Source organism: Rhizobium sp. BK176, from assembly GCF_024808055.1.
On the sequence record NZ_JANUBV010000033.1, the window covers coordinates 18632 to 42367 of the forward strand.

General features: G+C 59.7%; 20 protein-coding genes. 13 read left to right on the forward strand and 7 right to left on the reverse strand.

What is annotated here, in order from left to right:
- Window positions 1-370 precede the first annotated feature (370 nt).
- Window positions 371-1564, reverse strand: coding sequence for a succinylglutamate desuccinylase/aspartoacylase family protein (locus FHT76_RS38175; RefSeq protein WP_183861438.1), 1194 nt, complete (start codon window positions 1562-1564; stop codon window positions 371-373).
- A 327-nt stretch (window positions 1565-1891) separates the two neighbouring features.
- Between FHT76_RS38175 and FHT76_RS38180 the strand changes: the two genes are divergently transcribed.
- A complete protein-coding gene (locus tag FHT76_RS38180; protein WP_183753975.1) occupies window positions 1892-2185 on the forward strand; it encodes a hypothetical protein in 294 nt (97 codons plus the stop codon).
- A 57-nt stretch (window positions 2186-2242) separates the two neighbouring features.
- On the opposite strand, the gene FHT76_RS38185 is transcribed toward FHT76_RS38180, so the two are convergent.
- From FHT76_RS38185 to FHT76_RS38210, 6 genes are all read right to left on the reverse strand, one after another.
- Window positions 2243-3562, reverse strand: a complete 1320-nt coding sequence (locus tag FHT76_RS38185) for a glucoamylase family protein (RefSeq protein WP_183861358.1) — start codon at window positions 3560-3562, stop codon at window positions 2243-2245.
- A gap of 158 nt (window positions 3563-3720) precedes the next feature.
- Window positions 3721-6168: a phosphoketolase gene (locus FHT76_RS38190; protein WP_259186663.1), complete on the reverse strand. Its 2448-nt coding sequence runs from the start codon at window positions 6166-6168 to the stop codon at window positions 3721-3723.
- Window positions 6169-6228: 60 nt separating this feature from the next.
- Entirely contained in the window at window positions 6229-7908 is a 1680-nt protein-coding gene (locus FHT76_RS38195) for an ABC transporter ATP-binding protein/permease (protein ID WP_259186664.1), read from the reverse strand.
- Window positions 7909-7939: 31 nt separating this feature from the next.
- Window positions 7940-8218 (reverse strand): DUF982 domain-containing protein, encoded by a 279-nt coding sequence (locus FHT76_RS38200; protein WP_310503307.1) that lies wholly within the window; start codon window positions 8216-8218, stop codon window positions 7940-7942.
- Between the two features lie 64 nt (window positions 8219-8282).
- Window positions 8283-8627 (reverse strand): hypothetical protein, encoded by a 345-nt coding sequence (locus tag FHT76_RS38205; RefSeq protein WP_183753967.1) that lies wholly within the window; start codon window positions 8625-8627, stop codon window positions 8283-8285.
- A 292-nt stretch (window positions 8628-8919) separates the two neighbouring features.
- Window positions 8920-10113 (reverse strand): MFS transporter, encoded by a 1194-nt coding sequence (locus tag FHT76_RS38210; protein WP_259186665.1) that lies wholly within the window; start codon window positions 10111-10113, stop codon window positions 8920-8922.
- A gap of 432 nt (window positions 10114-10545) precedes the next feature.
- Between FHT76_RS38210 and FHT76_RS38215 the strand changes: the two genes are divergently transcribed.
- From FHT76_RS38215 to FHT76_RS38270, 12 genes are all read left to right on the forward strand, one after another.
- Window positions 10546-11688 (forward strand): alpha/beta hydrolase, encoded by a 1143-nt coding sequence (locus tag FHT76_RS38215; RefSeq protein ID WP_259131621.1) that lies wholly within the window; start codon window positions 10546-10548, stop codon window positions 11686-11688.
- A gap of 195 nt (window positions 11689-11883) precedes the next feature.
- Entirely contained in the window at window positions 11884-13497 is a 1614-nt protein-coding gene (locus FHT76_RS38220; protein WP_183861368.1) for an arylsulfatase, read from the forward strand.
- 58 nt (window positions 13498-13555) lie between these two features.
- On the forward strand, window positions 13556-14533 hold the full coding sequence (locus FHT76_RS38225; protein WP_183861371.1) for a MoxR family ATPase: 978 nt from the start codon (window positions 13556-13558) through the stop codon (window positions 14531-14533).
- A 10-nt stretch (window positions 14534-14543) separates the two neighbouring features.
- Window positions 14544-15494 (forward strand): DUF58 domain-containing protein, encoded by a 951-nt coding sequence (locus FHT76_RS38230; protein ID WP_183861373.1) that lies wholly within the window; start codon window positions 14544-14546, stop codon window positions 15492-15494.
- Window positions 15491-16021: a DUF4381 domain-containing protein gene (locus FHT76_RS38235; RefSeq protein WP_183861375.1), complete on the forward strand. Its 531-nt coding sequence runs from the start codon at window positions 15491-15493 to the stop codon at window positions 16019-16021. The genes FHT76_RS38230 and FHT76_RS38235 overlap by 4 nt, the downstream gene beginning before the upstream one ends.
- The gene (locus FHT76_RS38240) at window positions 16008-16994 is read left to right on the forward strand and encodes a VWA domain-containing protein (RefSeq protein WP_183861377.1); all 987 of its coding nucleotides are present in this window, start codon (window positions 16008-16010) and stop codon (window positions 16992-16994) included. The genes FHT76_RS38235 and FHT76_RS38240 overlap by 14 nt, the downstream gene beginning before the upstream one ends.
- The gene (locus tag FHT76_RS38245) at window positions 16991-18550 is read left to right on the forward strand and encodes a VWA domain-containing protein (protein ID WP_259186666.1); all 1560 of its coding nucleotides are present in this window, start codon (window positions 16991-16993) and stop codon (window positions 18548-18550) included. The genes FHT76_RS38240 and FHT76_RS38245 overlap by 4 nt, the downstream gene beginning before the upstream one ends.
- Entirely contained in the window at window positions 18547-19857 is a 1311-nt protein-coding gene (locus FHT76_RS38250) for a BatD family protein (RefSeq protein WP_183861381.1), read from the forward strand. The genes FHT76_RS38245 and FHT76_RS38250 overlap by 4 nt, the downstream gene beginning before the upstream one ends.
- Before the next feature lie 115 nt (window positions 19858-19972).
- Window positions 19973-20947 (forward strand): formylglycine-generating enzyme family protein, encoded by a 975-nt coding sequence (locus FHT76_RS38255; RefSeq protein ID WP_183861383.1) that lies wholly within the window; start codon window positions 19973-19975, stop codon window positions 20945-20947.
- Between the two features lie 13 nt (window positions 20948-20960).
- A complete protein-coding gene (locus tag FHT76_RS38260; RefSeq protein WP_183861385.1) occupies window positions 20961-21938 on the forward strand; it encodes an HAD family phosphatase in 978 nt (325 codons plus the stop codon).
- Window positions 21939-22007: 69 nt separating this feature from the next.
- A complete protein-coding gene (locus FHT76_RS38265; protein WP_183753944.1) occupies window positions 22008-22538 on the forward strand; it encodes a DUF1269 domain-containing protein in 531 nt (176 codons plus the stop codon).
- Window positions 22539-22660: 122 nt separating this feature from the next.
- Window positions 22661-23683: a DUF4105 domain-containing protein gene (locus tag FHT76_RS38270; protein ID WP_183861387.1), complete on the forward strand. Its 1023-nt coding sequence runs from the start codon at window positions 22661-22663 to the stop codon at window positions 23681-23683.
- The last annotated feature ends 53 nt before the right edge of the window (window positions 23684-23736 follow it).

Genomic DNA, 23736 nt, shown 5'->3' on the forward strand with positions numbered 1-23736 from the left:
ATACAGGACCCTCTGGAGGTGGTGGCTTATCTCTCAAGAGTGACTGCCGACTTCCAGCTCAAACGGGCGACCACCGCCCCCTGCCAAACCACTCCCGGGATGACATCACTGTGACATTTCGCGTAACATTTTAGTCTGATATTTAAGCCATACAGCATTGATTATATTGCATATTTTTAGGATATCGAATCCTGTCGGGTGCGCCAATCAGCCCTAAATCGCCAGTCTCCTCATCATTCCAGATCAAAGTCCACTCAGGCCACGTTTTTGAGCGGACACAACACTGCCGCTCTCGCCCCTTTAACCGCTGGACATCCGGCGGCAACGGCATGATCCGCTAAGGCATTGAAAGAATAGGCCTTACGGTGGTTTACTCGGGATAAGACTCAACGCCCTCCAGCGCCGCTTTGTGGAAGAGGATGAACACCAGCGGATTGCCCGGCTCGGACATGGCGTCGCTGCGCTGGCCCGTTACCTCTCCAGCTACGCCGCTTGTATACTCCGCGACCACTTCGCCGAAGCTGTTGCGCTGAATGGCGACCTTCTGTCCGGGTTCGACCTTGTCGTTGAGCTTGACCAAATGCTCGACGATACCGCCCTGGGTTGCCAGAATCGGGAACGCACTGTTGCCGATGAAGACATTCACGTCCTTGGCCGTCCGGCCCATAGGCCCACCAACGATGCCGTAATGCTTGAGAACATTCATCGTGCCCTCCACGAACAGCGAGATCATCTCGAGGTCCAGCACGCGAGCCGCGCCAATCTCCGGCGTGAAGGACGGGATGCCCACGTCCATGAATGCGTTGTGCAGAACACCGGGATAGACATGGTTGTCGAAGATCTGGCCGACGGGATAGAGCTCCAGCATTGCCTTGACCTCGGGCACATCCATGCCGCCAATATTGAATGCGGTGACTTCGAAACCGGTTGTTCCGGTGTGAAAGTCGATCGCGAAGTCGGCGTTCGGCCGCAGCAACCGGTTGAACAGCAGCCCCGCGTGTCGGCTGGGCGCCGTGGCGCCGTTCTCATTCCCGGGCCATTCCCGGTTCATATCGATCAAATCTATGCCTCTGCCCTGATTGGGCCATCTGCGCTGCATGCTTTCAATGGCCGGGCGCGCCACGTCGGTGACTGCCATCACTGTGCCCGACATCTGCGCGGGATCGAGCTGGTTCATCACCGTCTGGACAGTATGAATGTTACTCATTTCGTCGCCATGCACACCGCTGGTCAGAACGCCGCGCTTGCCGGGCTTTGCCCCCTTTGCGACCGTCACGGATACGTTCCAGTGCTGCCCCGTTGGCATCTGCGCCCCCTGAAAATACAAGAGGTGCTTTTGCCCCGGCTCCAAGTCATCGACGTCGAGCGCACTGACGACCTTTTTTCCATCGATAACATCGCCGGTATAGACAGTCCCCGACGCGGCACGGGCAGCAGGCGCCGCTGCCTCCTGGGCACTCGCGGTACGTGCGCTCACAGCTAGGGCAGCCGACGCGCCAACCGTGGCAATAGATGCGATTAGGAGATCACGGCGATCAATGCCTGTGTTCGATTTGTCCGACATGATGGGGGCCCTTTGTGATTTGAAAAATTGCAATAGAACAACGGCATGCACATCGGTCGCGAGAATCCCGCGCGATTTCAACTAGGGTACGCTGCTGCACTGGCAAGGTTGCACAATTTCCGCAAAACTCTGACGACCTCGCAAACCTGCGTGTCGCTCGACAATTCCGGAGGTAGTACACAAAGCCGGCCTCCCGACAGCCGCCAGAACGGCCTCTTTCCTGTCTCCGGCATAGGCGTTCTTTCGGCGCAACACCAAATATCGAGTCGACTGCGAGTTTGACTTCCGACATTGTAGTATTGCTGCAGTTCAAGCGGGATGCATGTCATGTCGTACTCGCAAACGTTCCCAGTCTATGCCTCCGTGCTCATGACGGGCATTGTCGCGCCGCTATTCGCATTGTCTGCGGCCGAAACGGCCGCGATAAAATCGTCTCGGGCCCCGTCGATATCGATCCTCGTGACGGCGAGCCTGGACCAGAGGGAGTTGTCGGCACCCGGCAGGTCAATTGACTGGTGGCTGCGGGACGATATCGTGCATACGTCGGAGGCCACGGACGCTGCAAAGAGCGTGTTCAACCGAAATTGGCTGAAGGACGATCAGCTCCGCGGCTCCCATTGAACTGATCCACTGACGATCCGTTCGAGATCGAACTGCAGAGTTCGCCGTGCGCCCCTCCTAGAGCCAGCCACCGTCGAAGCCCGCCCGGCGCAATCCGCGGACGATCGGCTCGCAATCGCGCATCAGCTTCCACAGGAAGCCGGTGCGGTAATTTTCGATCATCAGGGCCACCGGCCCCTGATCGATGCCGAAATGATAGGGGCTGATCCACCACCCTGTGGGACTGCTCGGGTCCTTGAAGCTCTGATTGAAGGATGGCTTGAATCCGTAAAGCCGCCTCATCCCCAGCTGCATGCCCTTGAAATTGCGAACGGTTGGAATGACGATCTCGGGTGCGAAAGGCAGAGACGCCACGACGACCCAGGGGGCTACCGTCCCGTCATCAGGCCCGAACGGTGCGCCGCGCGCTATGTAATCGAAGAACTCCCGGCGATATCCGCCAGTTTCCAGCGTTCGCCAGCCGGGACCATCACAGGCGGTAAAGCCCCAGCAGTGCTCGCCATAGCCCTCGAATTGCATCGGATTTCGGATCGCATATTCCTGCTGCACAAAGGTAGCCTGGCGGCTGTTCTGGAAATAGTCACTGCCGTGCTCGCGCATGAATTCGTCGCGGATGTCGCGGAAATCGATCCACATTTGTGAAAGCTGATGCGTAAAGAGTGGGCCCGAATAGAGCAGTTCACGCCCGAAGATGTTCCGCCACTCGTAGCTCTCCGTGTAGGCCGCGTAGCTTTCCGGGGGCAGCGGGTGCGTCGGTGACCCGAGCCCCAGTATGTAGAGAAGCAGCCCCTCGTCGTAGCCACGCCAGCGATAGGGAATGAAGCCGTTTTCCGGTCGCCAGCCATGGGTCAGCGTCGGGCCATGGTCACGCGCCCAGTTCCAGTCCGCCCGCTCGTAGAGCGCCGCCGCAAGCTCCCTGATCTTCGCCTCGTCAGCCGTGTCCCGATCGAAATAGGTTGCGGCCGTTAGCGCACCGGCGAACAGAAACGCCGAGTCGATGGTCGACAATTCGCACTGCCAGACCCGCCGCCCCGTCTCGATGTCAAGGAAATGATAGAAGAAGCCCTTGTAGCCCGACGCATCCGGTTCAGGGCCTTGATGGCATCGCATCAAGAAATGCAGCCGTCGTCGGGCGATCTTGGCGGCAAACTCGCGGATGATGATGTCGCACTCCACCAGGACCGGAATGGTAGCAAGCGCCATGCCAATGGCGGCAATACTTGCTGGTGCGCCGTCTTGGGTCTTGTCGCGCACCAACCCGTTGTCCGGGTTGGTGCAATGCAGGTAGTAGAGCAACGTCGTGAACTGCAATCGCTCGAAGTCCTCGTCGCTCGGAGGGGCATCCGGATTTGGCGCGGTCAAAGGCACCTCGACCATGGCTTCACCTATTAAAAAGCTTCGCGCTCCATTTTCTGGCAGTGCCGCATGCTGCCAAATCCAAGTCACTGCCTGAGCGTCGCCCGCAGTGACCTGGATATCTTGGGCTTATCGCAGCCTGCCCGTCCGAGCTCCCCCAGATATGCAGGCTGGACGGCTCATGTATTGTCGCCTTCCGTCGACGTCCTTCGCGCTCCGGCGGACTGGCCCCGCACACCCCATTTCCAGCCGCTGATTTCGGGCATGTCATCGCCATGCTTCTGGATGTATTGCCGGTGTTCGATCAGCTTTTCGCGGATTGCCTGCTTGAAGTAGGCGGCACTGGCGCCAAGCTGCGGCAGTCGATCGATGACGTCCTCAACCAGATGGAAGCGGTCGAGCTCGTTCAGGACAACCATGTCGAAGGGCGTCGTGGTGGTCCCCTCCTCCTTGTACCCCCGCACATGCAGATTGTCGTGGTTGGTGCGCCGGTAGGTCAGGCGATGAATCAGCCAGGGATATCCATGGAACGCGAAGATGACCGGCTTGTCCTTGGTGAAGAACGCATCGAAATCACGATCGGACAGGCCATGCGGATGCTCGCTCGACGGCTGCAGCTTCATGAGATTGACGACATTGATGACGCGGACCTTCAGATCCGGCAAATGCTCCCGGAGCAACTGCACCGCGGCCAGCGTTTCCAGCGTCGGAACGTCGCCGCAGCATGCCATGACGACATCGGGCTCGCTGCCCTTGTCGGAACTGGCCCATTCCCAGATACCAAGGCCTTCCGCGCAATGCTTGATCGCCTCATCCATCGTCAGCCACTGCGGTGAAGGCTGCTTGCCGGCAACGACGACATTCACGTAGTTGCGGCTGCGCAGGCAGTGGTCGGTGACGGAAAGCAGCGTGTTGGCGTCCGCCGGCAGATAAACGCGGATCACTTCGGCTTTCTTGTTGACCACATGGTCGATGAAACCGGGATCCTGGTGGCTGAAGCCATTGTGATCCTGGCGCCAGACATGCGAGCTCAGGAAGTAGTTGAGAGACGCGATCGGCCGCCGCCACGGAATCTCGTTGCAGACCTTCAACCACTTGGCGTGCTGGTTGAACATCGAGTCGATGATGTGGATGAACGCTTCGTAGCAGGAGAAGAAGCCGTGCCGTCCGGTCAGGAGGTAGCCTTCCAGCCAGCCCTGGCACTGATGCTCGCTCAACACCTCCATGACGCGCCCGTCGGGCGACAGATGATCGTCCTCAGGGTAGATCTCCGCCATGTAGCAGCGGTCCGTAACCTCAAGCACGTCCTGCCAGCGGTTGGAGTTGTTCTCGTCGGGGCTGAATAGCCGGAAGTTCTTGCTGTTCAGGTTCAGCTTCATGACGTCGCGCAGGAATTTGCCCATGACTCGCGCGGATTCGGTCGTGGTCGCGCCGGGGCTCGGCACCGAGACGGCGTAGTCGCGGAAGTCGGGCATCTTCAGATCACGCAGCAGCAGCCCACCGTTTGCGTGCAGGTTGTCGCTCATCCGGCGATGACCCGTCGGCGCCAACGCAGCGAATTCTGCCCGCAGCTTGCCGCCCTCGTCGAAGAGTTCCTCTGGCTTGTAGGTATTCATCCAGTGCTGCAGGATCTCGATGTGCTCGGGCTTGTCCATTTCGCCCATCGGGACCTGGTGGGCCCTCCAGTAACCCTCGCACTTCTTGCCATCGATTTCGCTCGGGCAGGTCCAGCCTTTCGGCGTCCGGAAAACGATCATCGGCCATGCCGGACGTGTCAGATTGCCTTTCTCGCGCGCCTCCGCCCAGATCCGTTTTATCTCTGCGACGGCTGTATCCATGGCGGCAGCCAATTGCTGCTGCACCTTGTCGGGCTCATGTCCTTCGACGAACAGCGGCGCATAGCCCATCCCTTCGAAGAACTTCCTCAGTTCGGGTTCGGGAATGCGCGCCAGGAAGCACGGGTTGGCGATCTTGTAGCCGTTGAGGTGCAGGATCGGCAGCACACATCCATCGCGGGCCGGATTGAGAAACTTGTTGCCGTGCCATCCCGTGGCGAGCGGGCCGGTTTCCGCCTCGCCGTCGCCGACGACACAAGCGACAATCAGGTCGGGATTGTCGAAGGCCGCGCCGTAGGCGTGGCTCAGAGCATAGCCCAGTTCGCCACCCTCGTGGATGCTTCCAGGCGTTTCGGGAGCGACATGGCTCGGAATTCCGCCAGGGAAGCTGAACTGCTTGAACAGAGCCTTCATCCCTTCGGCGTCCTCGCCGATATTCGGGTAGACCTTGCTGTAGGTCCCTTCGAGGTAGGCGTGTGCAACAAGCGACGGTCCACCATGGCCGGGACCGATCACGTAGATCATGTTGAGGTCGTCGCGCTTGATCACGCGGTTCAAATGCACGTAGAGCATGTTCAAGCCCGGCGTCGTGCCCCAGTGGCCCAGCAGCCGTGGCTTGATGTGCTCACGCTTGAGCGGCTCTTTCAGGAGCGGATTGTCGAGCAGATAAATCTGTCCGACCGAAAGATAGTTCGATGCGCGCCAGTAGGCGTCCATCAAGCGCAGTTCGTCGGCTCCCAGCGGAGTGGCTTTTGCCTGATAATCGTCGGTTGAAAGAGCGGCATTCGTCATCGTCAGCCTCCTATCGACTTTCTCGTCGTCTCGGTTTTCGTGCCGCCACCGCTTGGACGGCTATGCGGCTTTCCTCCACTGCCATGCGCCATTATCGCCGAGGTCCAGGATGGCATCATAGGCCGATATGCTGGCAGCGCTCCCGATGTGGACGCAGGCAATGCCGTCATTCGTGAAGCGCGTGATAATCCGGAAAAGCGTATCCCAGCCCACCACAACCTCAGTCCTCTCAAGCAGGACGACACGCGGTTTCGCTGCGCATACGCTCGCCAGCATCAGCAGGTGCTGCTCCCTTTGCGTCAGAAACGTGTGCCACTCCACTTCTTGTTGAAATCCCTCTGCCCTAGAAATGCGCTCGAGTCCGAATTCGGCAAGTAGCATTGAAATTCGTTCGTCCAGTATTTCTTCGCTCGCCGTCGGCGGAACAATCACTTGTCGAAGCGTACTCGGGGGAAGATAAGACTGCTGCGGAAGGAACCGTATTCCATCACCCGCCGGCCGTAAAATTCCGCCGGAACCTGAATAGGTAACGCCCGCGGTCGCCCTGAAAAGCGCGCTACCTTGTTCCTCCCGTAAGCAGCTCACGAGGACACGGGCCCGAGGCGGAATGGTAACCGTCAGCTCACGCAACAACGGCGAACCGCCCGGCTCCGGTCGTATCGTAAGCTTCTCGTAGGATAGTCCCTCCCCGCTTTGATCGATCCTAATTTCGGATCCGGCCTGCTGCTGAGAGTTTTCTATTGCTTCCGACAGCGTGCTCAAACGTGCCACGACGGCAGCAAAATTTGAAATCGACGTGAATTGATTGATGATAAGCGAAAATGCACCGACCAGCATCGCGAAGGCAGCCGCCGATTGCGTAATCACGCCAAACTCTATGTCCCCCCGGAAGAACGCCGGCGCAACGATGAGGGCGGGGATTATCTGGATCAACCAATTGTAACCCGTCGTGGAGAAGCCGACATTGCGGTTCACTGAGGTTATGACGCGGAAGTTCGCAATCAGATCATCAAGTCGGCTTGCGAGGAAGGATTTCAGCTGCGGCCCATTGCCGGTGAGCATTATCTGCTCGGCATTTTCTCTGACTTGAAGAAGGCCCGCGCGAAAGCTCGCTTCCTTATCGAGCTGGTCGTAGTTCAGTTTGATGAGCCGCCGCCCCAGCCCGATCGTAAGAAAGGAGCCACCGGCGGCATAAAAGACGGCAACGGCGAAGAGCACGGGATTGATGGAGAGAAGCACGCCGGAAAATGAAACGATCGTCAGACCGCTGTTGAGGATCATCAGCAGGAAAGACAGGGTCGTCACGGTAAAGGCGCGAATATCTTCCGAGATGCGCTGGTCGGGATGCGAAAGCTTGCCCGAAACATCGAGGCGATAGAACGCTCCATCCGTCAGATAGAGATTGACGACCCGGCGTGTGAGGAATCCCCTCCAAAGCAACGCGAGGCGCTCCTCGGTAAAGCGCGCGAACACCGATACAGCGGTGGAGCCGGCAAACACGAGGACGTAGAAGACGGCCTGGCGAGCGAACTCGCTAACCTGGCGGTCGGCAATTGCCGTCATGAAGTTTCGGCCGACGAAACTGTTAAGCACGTTGAGCCCATTGATCGCGAAGAACAGTATCACAAGGCCTGCCATCAGCAGCTTTGCCGCGCCTCCAACCTCGGAAGAACTGAAAATCCTCAGTGAGCGAAGAAAGCGGCCCGCCGTTACCCTAAAGGGAGTTCGCAGCTCTTCCATGCTTCTCCTCTTTGCGTCACGCCAGCCCCACCTACAGATGAAGCCCCGCCTCCCGAACAGCCTCCTCAAAGGCTATGCGTGCGAGATAGCTTGGAGCCCAACTCCGCACGACATCCTGGCAGCTTTCCACCGCCAGCGCGAAAGCCGGCCCAGGTCGAGGCCAATTGCTCTTTAGCTTCCTCAATGCCTCCTCGGCCGTACCGATGAACTCAAGGGCGCCGTTCTTACCCGTGCGCGCGAGCACACAGACGTTCCAAGGGCCAGGACACATGTCGTCCATGAATTCCCCCGTTGGATTGACGGAACCCATCAGCAGCCAGCCGATTCATCGGTCTACTGAACAAAAATCGCCCAGAAATCTCAACGTTGAGGGGCTAAGATTTGAGGTCGTGCGCCTGCCCTGACGCTCGCAGTTCGTCGAGGGTCTTACCTCCGCAGGTTCCTCCCTCCAATCCGCCAATGGCCTTTGCTTTGCCGTCCAGCGTAATCGTACCCGCAATCCGGTCCGAAGCTGTGTAAGTCGCGGTACCGTCCTTCGTTACCCTAGACAAATAGAAGGCATGATAAGTGCCCTTCACTTCACAGCTGATAACCACCGGAAAATCGGCAAAAGGATCTTTTGCGTAGGCGGCTCGGTTGGGCAAAAACGAGGCCCAACAAGAGACGGCAATCAATAACTTTAAGAACGAAGTAGTTGCCCCAGGCGGCAGATACACCATTGATCGAACCTCAGCTCCGAGAAAACGGGAAATCGCAAGGTATTTCGATGCGTGCTTTCAGGTGGTGTCAGCTACATAAGTATGTCGCAGTATGTCGCCGCTAGGCAAGGGAATTGTGATCCCTCACGAGAAAATTCTACTGCGAGAAGAAGTATTTGGCAGCCTCGCGAAAAGCACCTGCCTGCACTTCCCGCTAGCCCTGATGCTTCCTAGGAAAACATCGATGGACGACGCGATTGGGACTCGCGTCGTCCGCCGCTCTCCAAGGAAATTTGCGGGGCCACCGCCGCGGTCAGGCGGCCTGCGTTACAGTGCCGGCGTCGGATGTGGAGCGGTTGTCCAGGGCGCTGCTCCAGAGTGTCAGAATAAGGGCGCCGGCCACCAGTATTGCACCGACCCATGGTGTTGCCCCAAGGCCGAGGGGAGACTCGACCACCAGGCCGCCGATCCATGCGCCCGCGGCAATGCCGAGGTTGAATGCCGCGATATTGAGGGCCGAGGCGACATCAACGGCCGCCGGGCGAACCTGCTTTGCCAATTGAACCACATAGATTTGCAGGCCTGGCACATTGGCAAAGGAAAGGAAACCCAAAGCGGCAAGTGTCGGAACGACCAGCCAAGGCGATGCAGCTGTGAAGCTGAACAGCACCAGCACAATCGCCTGGGCGATGAACAGTCCGGTCAAAGCGCGGACTGGGCTGCGGTTGGCAAGCCTGCCGCCGGCGATATTGCCGATGGCGATCGCGATGCCGTAGACCACGAGGATGAGGCTGACCGTACCGGCCGCAAAGCCGGTGATATCCTGCAGGATCGACGCAAGGAACGTAAAGGCGACGAAGGTGCCCCCATAACCGAGCGCGGTCATGGCAAAGACGATGAGCAGGCGTCCGCTCCCGAGCACCCGGATCTGGTCACCAATGGTAGCAGCCGGCGCCTTTTTCAGGTTCGACGGCAGAAGCACGGCAATGCCAAGAAAAGCGATCGCACCGAGACCAGCAACGGCGGCGAAGGTTGCGCGCCAACCGAAGTTTTGGCCGATCAGCGTGCCGAGCGGAACGCCGGTGACGATGGCGACTGTCAATCCCATGAACATCATCGCAATCGCCGAGGCCCGGCGGTTTTCGGGAACGAGATCGGCTGCAATCGTCGAGCCGACCGAGAAGAAGACACCGTGAGCAAACGCCGATAGCACGCGTGCCACCAGCAAGGGCGCATAACTTGGGCTGAGTGCTGCCATGCCGTTGCCGACGATGAACAGCGCCATCAGGCCGAGAAGCAGCGGCTTTCTTTCGATGCGCCCGGTCAAGGCCGTCAGCACCGGCGCCCCGAACGTGACGCCGAGCGCGTAAACACTGACGATCAATCCCGCCAGTGGCAGGCTGATATGGAGATCTGAAGCGACAGTCGGCAACAGGCCGACGATGACGAATTCCGTGGTTCCGATCGCATAGGCCGCGATCGTCAAAGCGAAAAGAGCAATTGGCATGATGTGCCTCGAATGACTGCCGGTCCGCCGGCATGGTTGACTGGCGAACATATGGAGGCATCGGACTTCAGTGATAAGCAGTCACTTGCTCCATGCATCTGTGAACTGAATTCACAAACGCGCCAAAGGACGGCAACGGAAGAGAGGCGCAAGGACGGCGGGTGGCGCTGAGAAATCGATCGATCCTAAAAGGCTCGTTGCCGTTCGGTAACACCAGCTCAAAACTCTTAGTGTGGTCTGTGCATCTCGCGCGAATTGCACGTAACATCTGTGTGGTTACTGTAAAGTACTTTCACTTTAACCCGGCCACCGTAAGGTGCTTGCGTTTTCAATGAGGGAACCGGAAACGTGATTGCTGCCCGCACTGTTCGGACACTTGTACCGTTGCTCGTCGCCGCACTTCTTGCAGGCTGTGGTCATCCAAGCGGGGTCATGACGCCTGTTGCACTGACAGCGGCAACACCCAACACCACCAAGGTCAGCATGCTGGTCGCGACCACTCGCGAGCCGTCCGGCGATCCCGCAACACTGTTTAACGGCGAACGCAGTCCAAAGCCCTACTTGACGGCGGTCGATGTCTCGATACCACCGAAACGCGCGTCCGGCACCGTGCAATGGCCGAAGCGCCTGCCGCCGAATCCGGCGACCGACTTTGCCGTGACCAGCGTCAAGGAGATCGATACCGTTCCGCAGGGGCGTGCATGGTTCCGCCAGAATATCCAAGGCGGTCACGCGCTGGTCTTCATCCATGGCTTCAACAACAAATACGAGGATTCCGTTTTCCGCCTCGCGCAGATCGTCCACGATTCCGATATGCACGCGACTCCCATCCTCTTCACGTGGCCCTCACGCGCTCAGCTCACAGCCTACGAATACGACAAGGAAAGCACCAACTATTCGCGCACGGCGCTCGAGCAAGCGTTGCGAACACTGGCCGCCGACCCAGACGTCAAGGACATCACCATCCTCGCTCACTCGATGGGCACCTGGCTGACCATGGAATCGCTGCGGCAGATGGGCATCCGCGACGGACACGTGAACAGCAAGATCCACAACGTCATTCTCGCCTCGCCTGATATCGACATCCAGGTCTTCGCCAAGCAGTTTGCCGAGATGGGCGAGCCGAGGCCGAAATTCACGATCTTCGTATCGCAGGATGACAAGGCCCTTGCCGTCTCGAGCTTCATCACCGGTAAAGTTTCACGCCTCGGCGCGATCGACCCGACCGTAGAGCCCTATCGCTCGAAGCTCGAAGCCGCGGGCATTACCGCGATCGATCTTACCAAGGTGAAAGGCGAGGGTCTGAACCACGGTAAGTTTGCCGAGAGTCCTGAGATCGTTCAGCTGATCGGCCAACGCATCATCACCGGGCAAACGCTGACGGATTCCAATGTCTCGCTCGGCCAGGGTCTGACCGCAGTGGTCGGCGGCACTGTGACGACGATCGGCAACGTCGCGGCCACAGCGGTCGCAGCACCAGTGACGGTCCTCGAGCAGCCAATACAGAACGCAAAGAAGCGCCCGGCTGACGAAACGCTGCAGGGAGACCTAAAACCTCAGCCGTTTACCCAATAGGCCCGACACATTCCGCTCGCTGTTACGTTTTGGCGCCCGCTTGTTACCGTAACGTACTTACCGAGTGATGCTCTTCAGTGGGAACGTAAGCTTGTCGAAAAGTCTGACGAGCTTTCTACAGCGCCGAGTCCCGGCCTGCCCCACGATCAGGAGCGCGTAAATGTTGAACGACCTGAAAAGACAAGGGAGATCACGATGAGTGCGTCTCTCTCCAAGCGACTTCGGCACGCCGGCGCGGCACTCGCCTTGGCCCTCGCCTCCACCTCGCTCAGCTATGGAGCCGCGCATGCGCAGCAGGCGGCGCCAACCCAGAATACGGCAAAGCCGAACATCCTCGTCATTTTCGGCGACGACATTGGTCAGACGAACATCAGCGCTTATTCGATGGGCGTCATGGGCTACAAGACGCCCAACATCGACCGCATCGCCAAGGAAGGCATGCTGTTTACCGACTACTACGCCGAAAACAGCTGCACTGCCGGTCGCTCCACATTCATCACCGGCCAGGTCTGCCTTCGTACCGGTCTTTGCAAAGTCGGCATCCCGGGGGCGACAGTCGGCCTGCAGGCGCGCGACATCACCATCGCTCAGGCCTTGAAGCCGCTCGGCTATGCCACGGGCCAGTTCGGTAAGAACCATCTCGGCGACCGTGACGAATTCCTCCCGACGCAACACGGGTTCGACGAGTTCTTCGGCAACCTCTATCACCTGAACGCCGAGGAAGAACCCGAGCGTCCCTATTATCCGAAGAACGATCAGGCATTCGTGAAGGCGAACGCGCCGCGCGGAGTCCTGCATTCGTTCGCCGACGGCAGGGTCGACGACACCGGCGCCCTCAACCGCAAGCGCATGGAAACGATCGACGATGAAACGACGGCGGCTGCGATCGATTTCATGCAGCGGCAGGCCAAGGAGGGTAAGCCGTTCTTCACATGGATGAACACGACCCGCATGCACGCGTTCACACACGTTCGCGAATCCATGCAGGGCCAAAGCGGTATGCCCGGCAATGAATACGCCGATGGCATGGTCGAGCATGATGGTGACGTCGGCAAGCTCCTCAAGGCGCTGGACGACCTCAAGATCGCCGACAATACGATCGTCGTCTACACAACCGACAATGGCCCGAACCAGTGGTCTTGGCCAGATGCGGCGACGACCGCCTTCAGAAGCGAGAAGGATACCAACTGGGAAGGCGCCTTCCGCGTTCCGGCAATGGTTCGTTGGCCAGGCCACGTCAAAGCGGGCGAAGTGTCCAACGAGATGATGTCTGGACTTGACTGGTTCCCGACCCTGGTTGCCGCAGCCGGCGACCCCGACGTCAAGGAGCAACTCCTCAATGGCGCAAGCATCAACGGCAACCAGTTTAAGGTCCATCTCGACGGCTACAATCAGCTGCCGTACCTGACAGGACAGCAGCCGAAATCGGCGCGCGAGGACTTCTACTATTTCAATGATGACGGCGAAGTCGTCGCCTATCGCTACAACAACTGGAAGATCGTCTTCTGCGAACAGAGAGAGCCGGGAGGCTTCGTGGTCTGGGCAAATCCCTTCACCTGCCTCCGCGCGCCCAAGGTCTTCAACCTGCGCATGGATCCCTATGAACGGGCCGATGTCGTCTCCGATCAGTACTACGACTGGCTGGCGAAGAACGCCTACCTCATTCAGTACGGCGTATACCGGGTCGCTCCCTTCCTACAGACTTTCAAGGACTACCCTCCGAGCCAACGATCGGCGAGCTTCAGCATCGACCAGATGGTCGATGCGTTGATGCGCTCGATGGAGCAAGGTCCCTCGACTGGAAAGTAGCAACCACCAAGAGCGGGTCGATCTCTGACGACCCGCTCGATTTGCCCAAGGGGGAGCCATGACGGCACGCGACGATATTCTCGACCTCGGCAAACGGGTCGGCCAATCGATCATCGGGCAGGATACAATGGTCGAGCGCTTGCTGCTCGGCCTCCTTGCCAACGGCCACCTTCTCGTCGAGGGACTGCCGGGACTCGCAAAGACGCGTGCCATCAAGAGCCTGGCAAAGAACCTTGATGCAGAGCTTTCGCGTATCCAGTTCACCCCTGACCTGCTGCCCGCCGACATTACCGGCTCGGAGATCTATTTCAGTGAAGGCGGCAAGGGGGAATTCAAGTTCCAGCAAGGGCCGATCTTCGCCAGCCTGATCCTCGCCGACGAAGTCAATCGCGCACCGGCCAAGGTGCAGTCAGCGCTTCTCGAGGCGATGGAGGAACGGCAGGTGACGGTCGGCGGACAGAGCTATCCCTTGCCCGACCTCTTCATGGTCATGGCAACGCAGAATCCGATCGAGCAAGAGGGCACCTACCCCCTTCCCGAAGCGCAACTCGATCGCTTCCTCATGCATGTCGAGGTTGGCTACCCCGATGGCAAGTCAGAGGCGGCGATCATGCGTTTGAACCGGGACGAGGAGAATGCTGCCCATGGCGGAACAAAGCCTGCCGAGCAGCAGAAACTTAACCCGCAATCTGTCTTCGATGCCCGCAAGGAAATTGGCGCAGTCACCGTCTCCGATCCGGTCGAGGCTTACATCGTCGCGCTGGTGCTCGCCACGCGCTATCCCGACAAATACGACAAGGACCTGGCGAAGCTTCTGCAGGTCGGCATCAGTCCGCGCGGCGTCATCAGTCTCGACAAGGTCTCGCGGTCTTACGCCTGGTTCAAGGGCCGGGATTACGTGACGCCCGATGACGTCAAGGCGATCGTCAAAGACGTCTTTCGCCACCGCCTCATTCTATCCTACGAAGCGCATGCGTCGAACACGACGCCTGACCAGGTGATCAATCGCATCGTCGAGCTCGTGGCCGTCTCGTGAGGATCGCGCAATGCCGGCAAATCCTGATGCAGAAGGCGTCCATGTCTCTACTAGCCAGTTGGTGGCCCTGGAAGGCCGCGCCCGTGATCTGAGCTTCGTCCACAAGGCAAAGAGCCACCGCCTGCTCGCCGGTCGCATGCAATCCTCGATGCGTGGCCGTGGGCTGACCTTCGAGGAATTGCGGGACTATCTGCCGGGTGACGACATCCGCACGATCGATTGGCGCGTCACCGCACGCACGACCAAACCAGCCGTCCGAGTCTATTCCGAAGAAAAGGAGCGGCCGGCACTGGTCGTCGTGGATCAGCGCATCAACATGTTCTTCGGCAGTCGGCGGTCGATGAAGTCGGTGACGGCGGCGGAGGCGGCCATGCTCTGCTCCTGGCGCATTCTCGGCTCGGGCGACCGTGTTGGAGGCTTCGTCTTTAATGACGAGCGGATCGACGAAATCCGCCCGCATCGCAGCCGGGAGGCAGTGATTGGCTTTGCCGACCGGATTGCGACCCAGAATGCCGAGTTGAATGCAGATTTTGCCGGAACATCATCTCCGACTGCGCTCGACGCTGTTGTCGAACGCGTCACCAGCATCGCACATCACGATCATCTCATCATTGTCATCAGCGACTTCGACGGCCACACCGCGGCAACCCGCGACAGACTGCTTCGCCTTTCCGCGCACAACGATGTCATCTGCCTTCTCGTATACGATCCCTTCATGCTGGAACTGCCGCAATCCGGCGACATCGTCGTTAGCGGCGGCAACCTTCAGGCGGAACTCGCACTGCGGAAGGGCAGCGTACGCCAGGCGATCGATCGCTTCGCACGCGAACGCGGTGAGGAACTGCGCGCATGGCAGCGCGAACTTGGGCTTCCCATGCTGCCGGTCTCGACGGCGGAGGAGACAGCCCCGCAACTTCGTAAGCTGCTGGAGCAGGCGGCCTGGCGCCAGAGGAGGCGATGACCATGGAACCCGCCGGCACCCCGTTGGACCCAATGACCGAAACCGCGCTGCGCTCGCTCAAGGACATATCCTTGCCGCCAGCAGTCTCCTGGATGCCTCAGACATGGGGCTGGGCCGTCCTCGCGGCGATCCTGATGCTGATCCTTGTCACAGTGTTTCTACTATGGCTTCGCCGCTATCGCGCCAACGCCTACCGGCGCGACGCGCTGGCACTACTTGCCGGCGTGGAGGCGAAGATCCGTGATCCCGAGACACAGCAGTCAGGCGTTCAAGACCTCGCAGTGCTCTTGAAGCGTGTTGCCCTGGCCGGCTGGCCGCGCAACGACGTTGCATCCCTCGCCGGGGCCGCCTGGGTGAAGTTTCTCGAAGTCCATGGTGATCGTACCAGCAGCCAGGCACTGCAAGCCGTGCTTGACGATCTCGAATATCACGCCAGCAAAGGGATCGGCGCGACGCAACCGAATACCGGGGCCGAATTGATTGCCGGTGCGCGCAACTGGATCGAGCGGCATCATGTATCAGCTTGATCATCCATGGCTGCTGGCGTTGCTGCCACTGCCCCTGATCGTCTGGTGGTTGTTGCCCGCCCACCATGAAACGTCGGCATCCGTTCGCTTGCCTTTCTTTGACCAGGTCGCAAGCGCAGTCGGCATCACGCCGACCTCCGGCTCGGTGATCGCCCGGCGCGGTTGGCCGCAACTGATTGCCGAAGCCCTCGCCTGGTGCCTTATCGTCCTCGCCCTCACCCGCCCACAATTCGTCGAGCCGCCGATCGAGAAGGTCGAACCCCAGCGTGACCTGATGCTCGCTCTCGACCTTTCGCAATCGATGGATACCCGCGATTTCCGTGCCCCCGATGGGACGACGCATCCACGCGTCGATGCAGTCCGGAGCGTCGTCGCCGATTTCGTTACAAAGAGGCCGGGCGATCGCATCGGTTTGATCGCCTTTGGTGACGCTCCCTACCCGCTGGTCCCCTTCACGATGGACCATCGTACGGTTCAGGCCATGATTGCCGAAACCCTGCCCGGGATGGCCGGTCCACGCACCGCGCTTGGTGATACGATCGGTCTTGCCATCAAGATGTTTGAGAACACCACGGTGCCTGAAAAGGTGTTGATCGTGCTGACCGACGGCAACGACACAGCCAGCAAGATGCCGCCCGCAAAAGCCGCCGACATAGCCAAGCAGAAGGGCGTGGTTATCCATGCGGTCGGCATAGGCGATCCGGCCGCAACCGGCGAAGAAAAGCTGGACACCACGGCCCTGCAAAAGATCGCCAGCGACACCGGCGGCCGCTACTTCTTCGGTGGCGACCAGAGCCAGCTTGCAGCGATCTATGACGAGCTCGACAAGATCACCCCGGAGGATCAGAAGAACCTCTCGTGGCGGCCGCGCATCGAACTCTTCCACTGGCCGCTCGGCGCGGCGATTGCGGTGCTCGCGCTCTATTACTGCGCAGCCGCAGCGGGCGGGCTTCTTCGGAGGTCCACTGCATGATCGAAGATTTCCATTTCCTTCGCCCTTGGTGGCTCCTTGCCATTCTCCTGCCGATCGGGATCGTGTGGTTCGCCTCGCGCTCGAGCAACGCCCGCAATCGCTGGAAGGATATGATTGCCCCTCATCTTCTGGAGAAGCTGATCGTCGATGCTTCTGGGCGCACTCGCGTGCGCCCGTCCTGGCTGCTTGCAGCAGTACTCGGCTTGGCCGTCCTCGGCGCCGCCGGCCCGACCTGGGAACGCGAGGCGCCACCCTTTGTGGAAGATACCGCACCGCTGGTGCTCGCCGTCGACCTGTCGCCGACGATGGACGCGATCGATCTCACGCCTTCCCGGCTTGAACGCGCCAAGTTGAAAATCAAAGACATCATTGCGCAGAGGCAGGGCGCCAGGACCGCGGTCATCGCCTATGCCGGATCGGCCCACCTCGTGCTGCCGCTGACCGACGATTCCTCACTGATCGAAACCTACACCGACGCGCTGGCTACCCGCATCATGCCGGTCGACGGCAAGGACACCGCGGCAGCGCTTACCACGGCGGAACAGGCACTCTCCGAAGGCGGCGTGGCCGGTACCGTTGTCTTCATCACCGATGGCGTCGAGCAGAACGCTTTCGACGCATTCAAGCGGAAAACAGACAACGGCATCCTGATCCTCGGCGTCGGCACGGCCGAAGGCGGTCCTGTCAAGACAGCGGACGAAGGCTTTCCCACCGGCACCGGAGGCAGCCGCGTTTTTGCCAAGCTCGATATCGACGCGCTTAAAAATTTGCACGCGCTGACCGGCGTTGATGTCGCCACAATCACCGATGACGACACGGACGTCCGCTGGATAACGCAGCGCGTGGCAACCAATTTCGCGCAGAAGAAATCGGCGCAAGGCGACCGTTGGAAGGATGCCGGCTGGCTGCTGCTTGCACCGGCGGCGGTGCTCTTCGCGTTAACCTTCCGGAGGGGATGGGTCGTCCGGCTCGGAACGGCGTTTATCTTGGCAAGACTTGTATTTATGCCGACTTCTTCACACGCCGCAGGCTTCGCTGACATGTGGTTGACGCCTGATCAACAAGGGAGGATCGCGTTCGAGCGTGGCAACTACGATGATGCGGCAACTCGCTTTCACGATCCGATGTGGCGCGGCGTAGCGCTCTATCGCGCCGGTAAATTCGCACAGGCCGTCGATGCGTTCGCCGCGGTCGACAGCGCCGAAAGCTGGTACAATCAGGGAAACTCCCTGTTGTTTCTTTCGAAGTTTGAAGAGGCGGTCACGGCCTACAAGAAGGCGCTAGACAAACGAAAGGAGTGGCCGGAGGCGAAGGCCAATCTGGCGATTGCCGAGAACCTGCTGGCGACCCAAAAGGACGAAGAGCAAGAGCAGCAGCAAGATCCGAACCAGAAGCCGGACGAGGTCAAGTTCGACGACAAGGGAAAAAAGGGCAAGGCTGGACAAGTCGATGTTGCCGAGCAGACCTCCGAGATGTGGATGAAAAATCTCCAGGTGAGCCCCGCCGATTTGATGGCGCGAAAGTTCGCGATCGAAGTGCAGGAGAAGAAGCCGTGAGGATCATCTGGGCTGCATTGATCTTTGCTTCGACGGCATGCACCGCCTTCGCCGCCGAGCCCTTTGCACGTGTGACGATCAACGACAGCGACAGCATCGTGCCGGGGCAGCAGGTGCGGGTCACGGTCGACGTCTTTGCACCGAATTTCTTCACCTCACCGCCGCAGTTTCCGTTGTTTGACGTTCCGAACGCGCTCGTGACGCTGCCTGACGAGCGTGCTCAGAACATCACGGAAACGATTGATGGCGTGCAATATTCCGGCATCCGCCGCGATTATGCGATCGTGCCCGAGGTGGCCGGCACCTTCGCCCTCCCTCCGGCAACGATCGAATTCAGCTATTCCGATGACGGCAAGTTCGTGCACGGCACAGCGCAACTGCCGCCGACGCAATTTACAGCTGCGTCTCCGACCGGCAGCGACGGCACGACGCTACCTTTTGCCGCCCGCGGTGTGACCATCACCCAATCGTTCGATCGCGATCCTGCCAAGCTGAAGGCAGGCGAGGCCATCGTGCGAACCGTGGTCATCTTTGCCGAGAACACCCAAGCCATGATGATCCCGCCGCTGGAGATCGCGCAGGCACCGGGTCTGCAAACCTATACGCAGTCGCCGCAGCTGGCTGATGGCGTCACCCGTGACCGGGCTGTGGGAAGCTCGCGAACGGAGAGCGTCACCTACGTTGCCGAAGCGCCGGGATCCTTTCAGATCCCGCCAATCAGCCTCGGTTGGTTCGACACCGAGGCCAAGTCGAGCAAAACTGCTTCGCTGCCTGCCGTTGCCCTGACCGTGGCCGACGCACCCCCGACGACCGAGGGCATTGCACCGCAAGTTCAATCAAGCGATCCCGCAGCGCCCGTGCAGCAGCGTTCGATGCGCGCGATCGCCGTCACCGTCTTGTCACTCATCGCACTAGGCGCCGTCTTCATCTGTGTCCGCCATTGGTTCCCACCGGTGCAGCAGTGGTTCGCGCGGCAGCAGCGGATACGGGCCAGTTCCGAACCGCAGCTTTTCCGCCGGCTCATTCATGCCGTCAAGAACGGAGCCCCACAGGACATCTACGCCTCTTTTGACGGTTGGTGCCGAGCTATCGGCTATCGAACAGGTTCTGCATGGACAGCAGCCCGCGGGGACGACGATCTCTCGCGGCAGCTCCAACAACTCGACCGGCTGTTATACGCGCCTGGTTCGCATAACGAGACGCTTGATCGGGCCGCGCTTGCAGCGGCGATTACTCGAAACAGGCTGCCGCGGCAGCAACCACAGCGCCCTGCGCGTGGCCATCCCCTGCCCGAGTTGAACCCATAGGCTGAAGGATCAGATTTCCGGAAAATGTAACGTTTCACGGAAGGCGTGTTACCGTAACGTACTTACCGGGAAAGCAAAGCGCGGCGATACTCAAGACAAGCGCTCGGAGGCGAAGATGGCATTGGCATTTGACACGGGGCATCGGGCGCAACGTCAGGGCGACGACCAGGGCGACCTCGTATGGATACCCGGCCGGACTTTCGTCATGGGTTCTAACGATCACTATCCGGAAGAGGCGCCGGCCCATCCTGTTACTGTGGACGGCTTTTGGATCGAGGCGACGCCGGTCACAAACCGCAAGTTCCAGGAATTTGTGAAAGCGACTGGCCACATTACGGTGGCCGAGAAAGCGCCCGACCCCAAGGACTACCCAGGTGCCCTACCGAACATGCTGCGAGCCGGGTCACTGGTCTTCACACAGCCCAAATCCGTGACCGGCAGCGACATCTCGCAATGGTGGAAGTTCAAGTTCGGAGCCAACTGGCGGCGGCCCTATGGCGGCTTAAGCGATCTTCGCGGCAAGCTCGACCATCCAGTCGTCCATGTCGCCTATGCCGATGCGAAAGCTTATTCGGAATGGGCCGGCATGGATCTGCCGACGGAAGCGGAGTGGGAACTGGCGGCGCGTGGCGGGCTTGAAGACACAGAGTTTGCCTGGGGAGACGAGCTGATGCCTGATGGCGTTGCCATGGCCAACACTTGGCAAGGCACGTTCCCGACACATAGCACGAAGCCCGCCGGCAAGGACCGAACGACAGCCGTACGCACCTTTCCGCCAAATGGCTACGGAGCCTATGACATGATCGGCAATGTCTGGGAGTGGACGACGGACTACTGGTCAACACGTCATCCGGAGCCGGCTGCGAAAGCCTGCTGCATTCCTGAGAACCCTCGCGGCGGCGCAAGAGAGGCCAGCTACGATCCCAACCAGCCGAATATTCTTATTCCGAGGCGCGTACTGAAGGGCGGCTCACATCTTTGCGCCCCGAATTATTGCCGCCGCTATCGACCGGCGGCACGTCACGCCGAGCCGGAAGATACCTCGACCAGCCATGTCGGCTTTCGCTGCATCAAGCGCGTAGCAACCTGATCAGGAGCATCTCATGTCTCGGTCTGTGCGCTTCCTCTTGCTTTTCCTGTTGCTCCCTGTCAGCGCACTCGCACAGGAACTCCCGTCCTGGAACGATGGCAAATCGAAGCAGGAAATTGTCGACTTCGTCAAGAAAGTGACGACGGAGGGCAACGCCGATTACGTGGCGCCCGAGGACCGCATCGCCGTCTTCGACAACGACGGAACGCTCTGGACGGAGCAGCCATTCTATTTCCAGCTGGGCTTCATTTTGGATCGGGTCAAGGCACTTGCTCCCGAGCATCCCGAATGGAAAGAGAAGGAACCCTTCAAGTCGATCCTTTCCGGCGACCTCAAGGGCATGGCCAAGAGCGGTGAACGGGGCATCGTCGAACTTGCGATGGACACCCATGCCGGCATGACGACTGACGAATTCCGCAAAATCGTCGTCGACTGGTTCGCTACGGCGAGACACCCGAAGACGGGCAAACCCTATAACGAGATGACATTCCTGCCGATGCGCGAGCTTCTGGACTACCTGCGCGCCAATGGCTTCAAGACCTTCATCGTCTCCGGCGGCGGTGTTGAATTCATGCGCCCCATTACCGAGAAGGCGTATGGAATCCCGCCCGAACAGGTCGTCGGCAGCACGATTACGACGCAATATGCGCTGGTCGGCGATACGCCTGTTCTGAACCGGCTCCCAAAGGTCGATTTCGTCGACGATGGCCCCGGCAAGCCGGTGGGCATCAACAAGTTCATCGGTAGACTCCCGATCTTTGCAGCCGGCAATTCCGATGGCGACTACGAGATGCTGCGTTGGGTCACGGCCGGCAAGGGACCGCACTTCGCGATGATCGTTCATCATACCGATGCAGATCGGGAATACGCCTATGATCGCAAATCGGAGTTCGGGAAGCTAGACAAGGCGCTAGATGAGGCGGCCGCCCGCAACTGGCTGCTCGTCGACATGAAAGCCGACTGGAAGAAGATCTACGCATTCGATCAATAGCCCGGGCGGCATACGTCCGCCAGCCGTCATGCTCCATATCCTCGCTGTTAAAAACGAAAGGAACGGACAATGTCAGAACTCATCGTTATCGGCTTTGATGCCATGGATGAAGCAGACAAGGTGCTGCTGAAATTGAACAACCTGAAGAAGGAATACCTCGTCGACCTCGAGGATGCAGTCGTGGTGGTTCGCGACGAGGCCGGCAAGGTCCATCTCAAGCAGAGCCTCAACCTGACGGCAGTCGGCGCCACTTCCGGCCTGCTGTCCGGCTCCCTTTGGGGCGGCCTGGTCGGCTTGCTATTCCTCAACCCGCTCGCCGGCTTTGCCATCGGCGGACTTGTTGGAGCCGGCACCGGCGCGATTTCCGGCTCGCTCGCCGACTATGGCATCGATGACGAGTTCATCAAGTCTCTTGCCGCAACCATACCGAACTCCTCTTCCGCTCTTTTTGTCCTCGTCCGCAAGGCGCAGCCGGAGAAGGTTCTCGCCGAACTCCACGGGCTGCGCGGCCGCGTCCTGAAAACGTCGCTGGCGCCGGAACAGGAGGAGCGGTTGCGCAAGGCCCTCTCGGACACCTCGGGCGCAGCTGCATCCACATGATCTAAATGCCCAGCGCGCCGATCGCAAAACGCGCCGGGTTCCTCCGATCGTTTGCGGTTGCTGCGAGCCTGAGCGATATTGCCCGCTTCCATGGTGAGCTGACGCATCGCGAGGGGCGAAAAATGGCAATCACCTCCACCGAGGCTCCCTCCTCGAAATGGCAGGTTCTGGCGCTCACCACCCGCCTCGTTTTTCGGCTGGTGGTCATCGCCTTTATCGGGTGGTTTGCTCTCGCCGCCCACTATCAGGCGCCATCCGGATGGAAATGGCCGATCATTGCCGCCGGCTCCCTCGTTGGCCTGATCGCCATCCTGGCTGTCAGGCGGCGGCCGATGCTCGCCAGCGTGCTGCTGCTGGCCACGATGCTCGCCGTTTCCTTTTGGTGGAAAAGCATCGAGCCTAGCAACGACAGGGGTTGGGCCGCCGATGTCGCCCATGGCATCACCGCAACCGTCTCAGGCGATCAGATCACGCTGCACAACGTGCGGAACTTTCAATGGAGGACGGCAGAAGACTTCGATCCGGTTTGGCAGACCGAGCAGTACGACCTCTCCTCGCTCCAATCGGTAGACCTCCTGAATTCCGTCTGGAGCAACCCCGCGATCGCCCATACCCTCGTCAGCTTTGGTTTTGCGGACGGTCGCCACGTCGTATTTTCGGCCGAAATCCGAAAGGAACGCGGTGAAGCATTCTCGGAGATCGGCGGCTTCTTCAAGGAGTTCGAACTGGTTCTGATTGCGGCTGAAGAGAGCGACATCGTTCGCCTGCGAACCAACGTCCGCCGGGAAACGGTGTCGCTTTATCCACTCCGGCTCTCTCCGCAGGTCGCCCGCGCCCTGTTTCTGTCCTTTCTCGATAAGGGTAATGCGTTGGCGGCACAGCCCGAATTTTATCAGACGATCACGGCAAACTGCACGACGATCGTCTTCAAGCTCGCCCGGCTGATCGATCCCGGCATCCCTCTCGACTGGCGCATCATAGTATCCGGTTACCTGCCGGACTATCTCTACGACCACCACCTGATCCCAAACGGCCTGCCGCTCGACGAAGTCAGGAAGCAAGCCGAGATCAGCAGCCGGGCGCAGGCGGCGCCAACGTCGAGCGACTATTCTAAGGTGATCAGGTCAGCATTGAATGGCGGCTGACAGCGCAAACGGCCTCGACCTTGGTAGCCGCGTCCAACGGCGCAGGGACGCTG